Annotated in this window: 9 protein-coding genes; 7 read left to right on the forward strand and 2 right to left on the reverse strand. The window is 29.1% G+C overall.

The window, feature by feature from the left end:
• Positions 1-137: 137 nt before the first annotated feature.
• From RI76_RS01465 to glnS, 7 genes are all read left to right on the forward strand, one after another.
• Positions 138-1,826 carry a M3 family oligoendopeptidase gene (locus RI76_RS01465; RefSeq protein ID WP_017192369.1) on the forward strand — a complete coding sequence of 563 codons (1,689 nt, stop codon included), beginning with the start codon at positions 138-140 and terminating at the stop codon, positions 1,824-1,826.
• A 406-nt stretch (positions 1,827-2,232) separates the two neighbouring features.
• Entirely contained in the window at positions 2,233-4,137 is a 1,905-nt protein-coding gene (gene gyrB / locus RI76_RS01470) for a DNA topoisomerase (ATP-hydrolyzing) subunit B (RefSeq protein WP_017192371.1), read from the forward strand.
• Between the two features lie 43 nt (positions 4,138-4,180).
• Complete coding sequence (gene gyrA / locus RI76_RS01475) at positions 4,181-6,697, forward strand: DNA gyrase subunit A (protein WP_017192372.1); 2,517 nt, start codon at positions 4,181-4,183, stop codon at positions 6,695-6,697.
• 79 nt (positions 6,698-6,776) lie between these two features.
• Positions 6,777-7,289, forward strand: coding sequence for a tRNA (adenosine(37)-N6)-threonylcarbamoyltransferase complex ATPase subunit type 1 TsaE (gene tsaE, locus RI76_RS01480; protein ID WP_261974329.1), 513 nt, complete (start codon positions 6,777-6,779; stop codon positions 7,287-7,289).
• 31 nt (positions 7,290-7,320) lie between these two features.
• Positions 7,321-7,923: a tRNA (adenosine(37)-N6)-threonylcarbamoyltransferase complex dimerization subunit type 1 TsaB gene (tsaB, locus tag RI76_RS01485; protein WP_017192374.1), complete on the forward strand. Its 603-nt coding sequence runs from the start codon at positions 7,321-7,323 to the stop codon at positions 7,921-7,923.
• Positions 7,924-7,950: 27 nt separating this feature from the next.
• Positions 7,951-8,943, forward strand: a complete 993-nt coding sequence (tsaD, locus tag RI76_RS01490; protein ID WP_017192375.1) for a tRNA (adenosine(37)-N6)-threonylcarbamoyltransferase complex transferase subunit TsaD — start codon at positions 7,951-7,953, stop codon at positions 8,941-8,943.
• 84 nt (positions 8,944-9,027) lie between these two features.
• On the forward strand, positions 9,028-10,656 hold the full coding sequence (glnS, locus tag RI76_RS01495; RefSeq protein ID WP_017192376.1) for a glutamine--tRNA ligase: 1,629 nt from the start codon (positions 9,028-9,030) through the stop codon (positions 10,654-10,656).
• A gap of 164 nt (positions 10,657-10,820) precedes the next feature.
• Here glnS and RI76_RS01500 read toward each other — a convergent pair whose 3' ends face one another.
• Both RI76_RS01500 and RI76_RS01505 read right to left on the reverse strand, forming a co-directional pair.
• A complete protein-coding gene (locus RI76_RS01500; RefSeq protein ID WP_017192377.1) occupies positions 10,821-11,324 on the reverse strand; it encodes a hypothetical protein in 504 nt (167 codons plus the stop codon).
• A gap of 124 nt (positions 11,325-11,448) precedes the next feature.
• Positions 11,449-11,769: a hypothetical protein gene (locus tag RI76_RS01505; protein ID WP_036343589.1), complete on the reverse strand. Its 321-nt coding sequence runs from the start codon at positions 11,767-11,769 to the stop codon at positions 11,449-11,451.
• Positions 11,770-11,833: the final 64 nt, after the last annotated feature.

The following is an 11,833-nucleotide window of genomic DNA, read 5'->3' on the forward strand; positions in this document are numbered from 1 at the left end:
AAATAAATTAAAAGTGATACAATAAAAAAATAAAATTATTTTTTTATCTTGAAGAAAATAAACAATATAAATTTGAATTTTGAAATGTTTTGGAAAATAAACTTATTAAAATTCAATTAAAAAAGGAAACATAAATCATGAAATTTAGCCAATTCTCATATCAAAGACCCAATATAGAAGAAATTAAAAAAAATATTTTACCAGTAATCGAAAATTTCTCTGATTACTCTTTAGAAAAACAAATTAAAAGTTTAAAAGAAGTTAATAAAATAACAGATGAAATTAATTCTATGGCAACTTTAGCGAGCATACGTAATAGCGTGAACACAAAAGATCCTTTTTATCAAGAAGAACAAGCTTTTTGGGATCATAACGGTCCTCTTTTGTCCGAATGGCAATTCAATCTTTCTCAAAAAATGGTCCAAAGCAAACATTATGAAGGTTTAATCAAAGAATTTGGCGAATTATTGTTTCAAAAAACTCATTTATTTTTAAAAACTTTTGATGCTAAAATAATACCTTTTTTACAAAAAGAAAATGCTTTAACTACTGAATATGAAAAATTAATCGCTGATCCTTCGGTTAATTTTAGAGGAGAAAAATACAATTTAAGTCAAATGGCTACTTTTTTATCTGTTCCGTATAGGGATACTAGAAAAGAAGCCCAATTAGCTATTTCCGCTTTTTTTGAAAAAAACGAAAAAGAATATGATCGCATTTATGATGATTTAGTTCAAGCAAGAAATGAAATGTCTCGTCTTTTGGGTTATGAAAATTTCGTTCAATTAGGTTATGACCGTTTAGGGAGAGTAGATTATAATATTGATCAAGTAGCTTCTTACCGTAAAAACATTTTAAACAATGTTTTGCCTTTTTATCATAAAACCTTGACTAAAAAATCTCGTCGTATCGGAATCGATAAACTCCAAAGTTATGACGCTAAATTTAATTTTTTAAGCGGAAATCCTACGCCTAAAGGTGGGGTTGATTTTCAAGTTGAAAAAGCTAAAAAAATGTATTCTGAAATGTCTGAAGAAACAAACCACTTATTTAATTTATTAGTAGACAAAGAACTTTTAGAATTAGAAAGTAAACCAAATAAAGTAGGTGGAGGTTATTGCACTTACTTGCCTAAATTTCAATCTCCTTTTGTTTTTGCTAATTTCAACGGCACAAGCCATGATGTTGATGTTTTAACTCACGAAATGGGACATGCTTTTCAAGTATATCAAAGTCGCCATTTAATACCTGAATACCGTTTTCCTACTTTAGAAGCGGCAGAAATTCATTCTATGGGGATGGAATTTTTAGCTTGGCCTTGGATGCATCATTTTTTTAAAGAAGATTCAGAAAAATATAAATTTTCTCATTTATCAGAATCCCTTAACTTTTTGCTTTATGGTGCTTTAGTGGATCATTTTCAACATGAAGTTTATCAAAAACCTGAAATGACTCCGGAAGAAAGAAAAAAAGTGTGGCGCGAATTAGAACAAAAATATTTACCTTTGCAAAATTTTGAAGAGGATAAATTCTTGCAAAAAGGTGTTTATTGGTATCGTCAAGGCCATATTTTTTCTAGTCCTTTTTATTATATTGATTACACTTTGGCTCAAGTTGTTGCTTTAGAAATATGGGCTTTAAGTCAAGAAAATTATCCACAAACATGGCAATTATATTTATCTTTATGTCAAAAAGGCGGTTCAGAAAGTTTTGTAAATTTATTAAAACATTCTGGTTTAAACAATCCTTTTGAAAAGGATACTTTAAAAAAAATTGCTACAAAAGTGGATAAATATTTAGACCAAATTAATGATAGAAATTTTTAATTTTTTATCAAATATAACCAAAAATATTTTTTAAAGCCTTTTTGCGTTGTTATAACAAAAGACTTTTTCAGTTATGAACTTATTGTTGCGATAAAGAAAAAGTGTTTTTTTCTTTTATAAAAAAACTATTTTAAAGATAAAAAAATGACAAAATATAAATCAAAAAGATATTAAACTATGCCTTTTTTAAAGGTTAAAACAATATCTCAGTATTTTTGGGTTATCGCAAGAGAAAAGAAAGGAGATTATATTTTTCTTTTTCTCATGGGATGTCTGTAAAATGCTAATTTGTGTGTTATAATAATTAATATGTCATTCATTTAGACTTATTTTAAAGAACAAATTTAAAACATAATGATAGAGATATTAAAAGGAAATTAATATTAAGGAGAATAAAATATTATAAATGGTTAAGAGCAACGATTATAATGCTGATAGTATTCAGATTTTAGAAGGTTTAGAAGCTGTTCGAAAAAGACCCGGAATGTATATTGGTTCTACTTCAGAAAAAGGTTTAAATCATTTAGTTTGGGAAATTGTTGATAATTCCATCGATGAAGCGTTAACTGGTTATGCTGATGAGATTACCGTGGAAATAATGCCTGACAATGTTGTGCGTGTAACGGATAACGGTAGGGGCATTCCTGTCGGCATTCATCCTAAAAATCAAAAATCCGCTGTAGAAACTATTTTAACTACTTTACATGCTGGAGGAAAATTTGACAATTCTTCTTATAAAGTATCTGGCGGTTTACATGGCGTTGGGGCTTCTGTAGTTAATGCTTTATCCTCTTGGTTGACAGTAGAAATTCATTTTGACAATAAAATACATTATCAAAAATACGAAAGAGGGAATCCTATTACCCCTTTAGAAGTAACAGGTACTACTGAGAAAAGAGGAACTGTTATTACCTTTTTACCTGATGAAACGATCTTTGTAGATATGAAAAATTTTTCTTATCAATTGGATGTTTTCAAAAACAGACTTCAACAATTAGCTTTTCTCAATAAAGGGATTAAATTAAATATCATTGATACCAGAAAAGAACCAATTAAACAATTTAATTTTTATTATGAAGGCGGAATTAAAGAATATCTGAAATATTTAAATACAAATAAAAAAGGCTTAAACCAAGACTTTTATCAAGAAACTGAAGTAGAGAATATGGCTTTGGCAATTGCTTTCCAATATACGGACGTTTATACTTCTAATATTTATTCTTTCGTGAACAATATCCCTACCCACGAAGGGGGAACACACGAAGAAGGATTTAAAATGGCTTTGAATAGGATTTTATCTAATTACGCTAAAGATAAAAACTTGTTAAAAAAAGATATGAGTTTTATCGGCGAGGACACTTTAGAAGGGATAACAGCTATTATTTCTTTAAGACATCATGATCCTTTATTTGAAGGTCAAACTAAAGCTAAATTAGGAAATCATGAAGTAAGACAATTTGTTTCTAAACAATTTGGCGAAGCTTTAGAAAGATATTTATTAGAAAATCCGCAAGAAGCTAAAAAGGTTATTGAAAAAATTTTATTAGCTGCCAAAGCGAGAATTGCAGCTAAAAAAGCTCGTGAAGTGACTAGAAGAAAATCACCTTTAGATTCTTTAGGTTTTGCTTCTAAATTAGCCGATTGTTATAGCAAAGATCCTTCTTCTTCTGAATTATATATTGTTGAGGGTGATTCTGCCGGAGGTTCAGCTAAACAAGGTAGAGATTCTAAATTTCAAGCTATTTTGCCTTTAAGAGGTAAAATCATTAATGTCGAAAAATCTCGTTTGGAAAAAATATTAAGCAATAATGAGATTGTTTCTTTGGTCCAAGCTATTGGAGCGGGGATTGATAAAGAATTTAACATTAGTAAAGCGCGTTACCACCGCATTGTTATTATGACTGACGCCGATGTAGATGGAGCTCATATTAGAACTTTGCTTTTAACTTTCTTTTTCAGAAATTTAAGACCTTTAATTGAACAAGGTTATATTTATTTTGCTCAACCACCTTTATACAAAGTTCAACAAGGTAAAAAAATTAATTATTTTTATAATGAAGGCACTTTAAAAGGCTATTTAGCAACTAATAAAAATAAAATTTCTTTACAACGTTACAAAGGTTTAGGAGAAATGAACCCAGAACAACTTTGGGACACCACTATGAACCCTGAAACACGAACATTTTTAAAAGTATCTTTAGAAGACGCTTTAGAAGCAGACCGAATTTTTAATATGTTAATGGGAGAAGAAGTTTCTTTCAGAAAAACATTTATCAAAGACAATGCTATTTATGCAGATATAGATGTTTAATTTTATTTTTTAATAACAAAAATTAAAAAAAGGCGATTAAATGATGTTGGACAAAACTAAAAAAAATAACACTTTAAATAATGACACTTCACCCAAAGATTCGGCTGATAATAATATTGGATTTATTAAAACAATTGACATTAGTCAAGAAATGCAAAAATCTTTTTTAAGTTATGCCATGAGTGTTATTGTTTCTAGAGCTTTACCGGAAGTAAGAGACGGTTTAAAACCTGTACAAAGACGAATTATCTATGGAATGAAAGAATTAGGCGTTTATAGCAACGAAAGTTATAAAAAAGCAGCTAGGGTTGTCGGAGATGTAATGGGGAAATATCACCCCCACGGTGATTCTAGTATTTATGAAGCTATGGTAAGAATGTCTCAAAATTTTAACTATCGTTATCCTTTAGTAGATGGTCACGGTAATTTCGGTTCTATTGATGGTGATTCAGCGGCTGCTATGCGTTATACAGAAGTTAGAATGTCTAAAATAACTATGGAATTGATTAAAGAAATTGATCAAAATACTATCGATTTTGTGGATAATTATGACGGTAGTGAGAAAGAACCCAAAGTTCTTCCTGCTAGATTTCCTAATCTTTTAGTCAACGGTTCGACCGGTATTGCTGTTGGTATGGCAACTAATATTCCTCCTCATAATTTAGGCGAAGTGATTGATGCTTTATTGGCTTATATCGATAATAAAGATATCGAAATTACTGCCTTAATGAAACACGTTAAAGGGCCTGATTTTCCTACTGGAGGAGAAATTTTAGGAGCAGAAAACCTAAAAGAAACTTACACAACTGGAAGAGGGAAAATTTTTATTCGTTCTAAAACTGAAATTATTAAAACTGATAAAAACAAACCTTCGGTAATTATTACAGAAATTCCTTATCAAATTAAAAAAAGTATTTTAATTCAACGTATCGCTTTTTTAGCGAAAGAAAAAATTATTGATGGAATCACTGATTTAAGAGATGAATCCAACCGAAAAGGCATTAGAATTGTTATTGATTTGAGAAGAGACGTCAATCCTAATGTTTTTTTAAATAACTTATATAAACACTCTCAACTACAAATTTCTTTTAATTTCAATATGATCGCTTTAGTCAATGGCGTTCCTCAATTGGTTGATTTAAAAACTATGTTATCTGAATTTTTCCATTTCAGAATTAACATTATCAACCGTCAAAAAAAATTTGAATTAGAAAAAGCTTCGGCTAAAAAACATTTCATTCAAGCTTATGTGATAGTTTTAAACGATATTGATAGAGCTGTTGAAATGATTAAAACTTCTAAAGATGTTAAAACAGCGCAAGAAAGATTAATGCAAGCTTATAATTTTGACGAAATCCAAAGTAAAGCTATTTTGGAAATGAGTTTGCAAAAAATAACTAATTTAGAAATTGAAAAAATTAAACAAGAAGAACGTAATTTAATCGCTAAAATAGCCGAATGCGAAAGCATTATCGCTTCTCAATCAAAAAAAGAACAACTTCTTAAAGAAGATTTAAAACAAATGAAGGTTTCTTTCAAAGATAAAAGACAAACCACGATTAATACTTCAGACGATCAAGATGTTTTAAATATTTCTAACGAAAATTTAATTGAAAAAGAACGTATTTTAATCACTATTACTAATAAAGGTTATATTAAGCGTTTAAACTTAGACACTTATAAAAAACAAAATAAAGGTGGTAGAGGCGTTAGCGGAATGACTATGAATGAAAATGATTTTGTGGAACATTTCGTTGTTACATCAACTCATGCTTATCAATTGTTTTTTACTAATAAAGGTAAAGTTTATCAACTTAAAGGATATCAAATTCCTTCTTTTGCCCGCCAATCTAAAGGTATTCCTTTAATTAATTTAATTCCGTTAGAAAAAGGCGAATTTTTAACAGCTGTTACTAGCGTGGATGATTTTAAAGAAATTAAAGATTATTTAGTGTTAGTAACTAAAAAAGGTTTAATCAAAAGAAATTCTATTAAAGAATACGAAAACATTAGAAATAACGGTAAAATAGCTTTTGTCTTAAAACCGCAAGATGAAGTGTTATTCGTGTTAAAAACGACTGGTAAACAGGATATTATTTTAGCTGCTTCTGACGGAAGAGCTATCCGTTTCAACGAAAGTTCCATTAGAAAAACAACTAGAATGGGTTCTGGTGTGATTGGAATGAGAATTGAAAACGATGATAATATCGTCGGTTCCGCAGTTGTTTTATCTTCTGATCAAGATATTTTAGTGGTAACTGAATTAGGTTATGGTAAAAAAACTAAAGTAGATGAATATAGAAAACAAAAAAGAGGCGGAAAAGGTGTTAAAACCTTGAAAACAACCGCTAAAAACGGTAATTTAGTTTCCTTACAAACTATTTCACCAAGCGAAGAATTAATTTTAATTTCTCACCTTGGTCAAGTGATTAGAATGTCCGCTAATAAAATTTCCACTACTAAATCTAAAGCTACTCAAGGCAATAGATTATTAAAATTACAAGAAGATCACAAATTAATTAACGCTGTAGTTGTGAAAAAAGACGAAAAAGATTTATAAATAAAACAAATATGAAAAAAATGCGTTTTATGAAGCGTTTTTGCAAAAGAGATTAATTTTATATGAGGAAGCAGAGATAATGAGGATGAAAAATAATGATAATATGACTAATAACCAGAAAATAATTTATTTTAAAAAAACTCTTTCTCAATTAAGAACTCAATGGGCGGGCGCTCTTTTGGGTAATATTATTTTATCTCAAAAGAACGCTAGTTCGCAAAAAAATATTGTTTTATTGGAAGGCGAAATAGGTTCTGGCAAAACTGTTTTTACTAAGGGTTTATTTAAACAATTAGGAGTTAAAGATAATATTAATAGCCCTACTTTTACTTTATTAAAAACTTATCCTGTCTCCGATAGACAACTTCATCACCTAGATTTTTACCGTTTTATCAACGATAACGAAGAAAGTCAAAAGATCTTTATCGCAGAAATGTTAGAATATGTTGATTTAGGGGATATTTTGTTAGTAGAAGCTCCTCAAAAAATAACGTCTTTATTCCCTTTTTGGTCTTTTGTGGTCCAAATTAAAGTATTGCCGCAAAATATCAGAAGCGTTTTAATAGAACAAAATATTTCGGACTTAAAATAAATTAATAAAAATTTAAAGAAAGATTTTTATTATGAATCATAATCAAATTAAAAAATACATTATTTTAGATACATCGACTGCTTTTCAATTGGTAACTTTAACTGATGATGAAAAAATCATTAGTATCCAAAAAAACACTAAATCAAGAACTTTTGTGGAAAATATGATTCCTTTAATAGATATAGTTCTTAAAGAAAGTAATAGTTCTTTACAACAATTAAACGGCATTATTGTAGGAGTTGGACCTGGTTCTTTTACTGGTACAAAAGTGGCTGTTTTAACCGCTAAAATGTTAGCGTCTGAATTAAGCATACCTTTATACCAAATAAGCAGTTTACTCCTTTTATCGAGTGGTTATTCCGATGTTTTATTAACTCCTAAAATTGTTATTAACGAGAATTCTTTTTATAGTTTAAGTTTAACCAATAATAAAGTTATTTTACCTGAAAAGAATTATTCTCCTACTTTTTTAAAGGATTTTCCTAATCACTTGTTAATAACAGAAAAAACCTTTCGTTTGTCTCCGGTTCAAGTCTTTTTTTATATGCAAAAAGTGGTAGAACCGCATCATTTAGTTCCCAATTATTGTATTCCTTATTTAAATGAAACGACGAAAGAGAGGTCTAATGGATAAATATATGAATGATAAAAAGGTATTTTTATGAATATTTTATCCATTGAAACTAGTTGTGATGAAACTAGCGTGGCGGTCACACAAAACGGCAAAAAAGTTCTTTCTAACATAGTTTTTAGTCAAATTGATTTTCACAAGCAATATGGAGGAGTAGTGCCTGAAATCGCTTCACGTAAACATATAGAAACAATTACTTTAATTTTAAAACAAGCTTTAGAAGAAGCTAAAACTACTCCCCAAGAAATAGATCTAGTAGCAGTCACGCAAGGGCCAGGTTTAATCGGTTCTTTATTGTTAGGAATAAATGCTGCTAATGCTTTCGCCTATATTCATCAAAAACCTTTAATAGGGGTTAATCATTTGATGGGACACCTTTATTCCGTTCAAATAGAAAACGAAATTAAATTCCCGGCTTTAGCGCTTTTAATTTCGGGGGGTCATACTGAATTAATTTATATAGAAGATCATTTTAAAATGAAACATATTGGAACTACTTTAGATGATGCTGTAGGGGAAGTTTATGATAAAGTCGCTAAAACTTTACAATTAGATTATCCTGGCGGACCAATAATTGAAAAATTATCTTTACAAGGGAAAGATATTTTTAATTATCCTCGCCCTTATTTAAAGAATAAAAACTTAAATTTTAGTTTTTCTGGTTTAAAAAGTAAAATCATTAATTCTATCGATCATCAAAAAATGTCTTTACAATATAAAAGCGATATTGCGGCTTCTTTTCAAGCTAGTATCGCAGAGGTATTAGTCGAAAAAACCCAAAGAACGATGAAAAGGTATCCCGTAAATCAACTCCTTATAGTAGGCGGAGTGGCTGCCAATCAGTTTTTAATCAATAGCTTTAAAAAAGCTTTTCCTCTAACGGAAATATTAACTCCTAGTTTAAAATATTGTACGGATCAGGCAGCTATGATTGGTATCGCAGCTTATTATCAAAACAAATTTAGCCAACCAGCTGAAAAAAAATATAATCTCAACGTTAATACTAATTTAAAAGTTGTCTAATGTGGTTATATTGCCAAAAGCGGTTTTAGAAGTTTTTTGGAGAATTTTAATTTAAAAATTTATAATATAATCGAGGTATTAGTAATGTTTCAAGAATCGAATTTTATTAAAACTATTATGCAAAAAGATTTAGACGAAAAAAAATATAAAGAAATAATTACTCGATTTCCGCCTGAACCGAATGGTTTTCTTCATTTAGGACACGCAAGAGCTATTATTATTAACTTTGAATTGGCTAAATTTTTTCAAGGAAAGACTTATTTAAGGTATGATGACACTAACCCTTCTAAAGAAAATCAAATTTATGTGGACGCTATTTTAGAAGATATTAAATGGTTGGGTTATGAGCCGGACCAAATTTTTTATGCTTCTGATTATTTTGATATTATCGAAGAAAAAGCTATTTTATTAATTAAAAAAGGCAAAGCTTTTGTAGATGATTTGACTATGGAGCAATTGAAAGAATATAGAGGTGAATTGAAACAACCTGGCAAAAATTCTCCTTATCGCGACCGCACTGTTGAGGAAAATTTATATTTGTTTCAACAAATGAAACAAGGAGTTTTTAAAGATGGCGAAAAAGTTTTAAGAGCTAAAATTGATATGGCTAGTCCTAACATGAACCTTCGTGATCCTGTTTTATATCGTATTTTAGATGCTTATACTCTTAAAAAGAAATTTTATCATATTTTCCCTGCTTATGATTTTGCTCATCCTTTAGAGGATGCTATTGAAGGGATAACTCATTCCTTATGTTCTTTAGAATTTGAAGATCATCGCCCTTTATATGATTGGATCATTAAAGAAACAGAAATGAAAAACACACCTAAACAAATAGAATTCGGGCGCCTAAACATTACTCAAACTTTTTTAAGCAAAAGAAATTTAAAATTTTTAGTAGATTCGCAATTAGTGCAAGGTTGGGGCGATCCAAGAATGCCGACCTTAAAGGGGGTTAAAAAAAGAGGTTATACGCCGGAAGCTATTAAAAAATTTATTTTAGAAATAGGTCTTTCCAAAAATAATACTCATATCGATAAAAATATGCTAGATTCTTGTTTAAGGGATGATCTGCAAAAAAAAGCCAAAAAAGCGATGGCCGTGGTAGAACCTTTAAAAGTAACTATTACTAATTATCCTGATAATCAAATAGAATATAACGAAATACTTTTTCATGAAGATTTAAGTTTCGGTTCCAGAAAAATGGCTTTTTCTAAACACATTTATATAGAAAAAAATGATTTTCAATTAACTAAATTAAACAAAAAATCTAAAAAATTATTTTTAAACGGAGAAGTGAGGTTATTGCATTTTTATTTCGTTAAAGCTTATGATGTTATTAGAGATGAAAAAGGTGAAATTATTGAAGTTTTAGCAACATATGATCCTCAAACTAAAAGTGGCAGCGGCTTTAACGCAAGAAAACCGAACGGAACTATTCATTTTGTAGAGAAGTCAACCGCTAAAAAAGCTTTTTTTAATTTTTATGAACCACTTTTCAATAGTGAAAACCCTAACCCTTTAAATTTAAGTGCGGATTTTAATCATCATTCTTGGCTGAAAAAAGAAGTTTTAATAGAAGGTTCTTTAAACTTAGAACAAAACCATGAACCAATTCAATTTGTGAGACAAGGTTATTTTAATATAGACCATCAACCTGATAATTTAGCTAATTTTAACGAAATAATTCCTTTGAAAAAAATTTATAAATGAGAAAAACTTGATATCAAATGTTTTAGATTATTCACAGGTTAATTGATTTGATTCGCTATTTAGTTATTAAAAAAACCATCATTAGATGGTTTTTTTAATATATTGGTTCAACAAAAGGAACAAAAAAGACTATCAATACAAGATAGCCTCCATTAATCCATAAATTATTTTTCGGATAATTTTTTCATTGTATTAACAAAAAACGCTATAAAAGCCCAAATAAATACTAAAAATAAAGAGAAACCTAAAAGCATTTCGTATTTTTTGTTGATTTTTCTTTCTATAATTTCGTCCAATATAATTAAAATAACAGACATATAAATACTATAAGGAGCGATGAAAAAAGCACTAACTAATAAGTAACCTAAAATAAAAAGAGGGTGAAAATATTTTTCAATCATTTGGCTACAAGTCATACCATAGGGTTGAAATATTATTATAGAAAGCATCATCATGCCTGTGAATAAAACAGTAATTAAAGCGTAGTTCCAAAAGACAAAACTTGCTTTATGAAAAATACCTTCGTTAGCTGTTCTTTTTTTAGAATGACAACGTTGATAATAAAGCAACATAGTTATGCTATAGACGAATAAAATGATAACAAAGAAAATGGCAGCAACTAATAACACTAAGTTATTTAAATCTGGGTTTTTGAAAAGATTTAGCAATAATCCTATAAATAACCCCAAATTTACCACTAAATATTGAGCAGTAAAAAACTGATTGAAGGGATAAGAATTAAAACTAATAAACTTACTACAGCGGACAATAACAAACCAGACATGATAAAGGTTAATTTATCTTTAGTAAAAACGTATGTAGGACCCGTTTTTTAATTTTAGCAGGAGAATTGTTCTTTGCAGCTTCTTTTTCAACTTTGCTATTTTCTATGGAAGTATGAAATTCTTTAAAAACATTTTTCATTGGTGGTATTTGTTTTAATAAACGAACTGATAAAACTGAAAAAACGAATAAAGCGATAAAAATAAAACTTTTACCTATAACGCTTTTTATCGAAGCAGTTTGATAATTAACCTTTTTTTTGCTAATAGCTTCGGCTAAAATATCTTCTTTTTGTTCAGCTTTAGACAAGATCGATCTCATTGTGAACATGTGTAATGTGCCTCTTTTTTTATTTTTAAATTTTTCTTTCTTATAATTTATAAATATTTTTCTA

Origin of the sequence: Milkweed yellows phytoplasma str. MW1, assembly GCF_000309485.1 — a bacterium.
Classification (GTDB): Bacteria; Bacillota_I; Bacilli_A; order Acholeplasmatales; family Acholeplasmataceae; genus Phytoplasma.

Excerpts from the sequence above, each read along its gene's own strand:
- glnS (WP_017192376.1), top strand. The coding sequence starts at position 9,028 with ATGTTTCAAGAATCGAATTTTATTAAAACTATTATGCAAAAAGATTTA.
- RI76_RS01465 (WP_017192369.1), top strand. The coding sequence starts at position 138 with ATGAAATTTAGCCAATTCTCATATCAAAGACCCAATATAGAAGAAATT.
- tsaD (WP_017192375.1), top strand. The coding sequence starts at position 7,951 with ATGAATATTTTATCCATTGAAACTAGTTGTGATGAAACTAGCGTGGCG.
- RI76_RS01505 (WP_036343589.1), bottom strand. The coding sequence starts at position 11,769 with ATGTTCACAATGAGATCGATCTTGTCTAAAGCTGAACAAAAAGAAGAT.
- gyrB (WP_017192371.1), top strand. The coding sequence starts at position 2,233 with ATGGTTAAGAGCAACGATTATAATGCTGATAGTATTCAGATTTTAGAA.
- gyrA (WP_017192372.1), top strand. The coding sequence starts at position 4,181 with ATGTTGGACAAAACTAAAAAAAATAACACTTTAAATAATGACACTTCA.
- tsaE (WP_261974329.1), top strand. The coding sequence starts at position 6,777 with ATGAGGATGAAAAATAATGATAATATGACTAATAACCAGAAAATAATT.
- tsaB (WP_017192374.1), top strand. The coding sequence starts at position 7,321 with ATGAATCATAATCAAATTAAAAAATACATTATTTTAGATACATCGACT.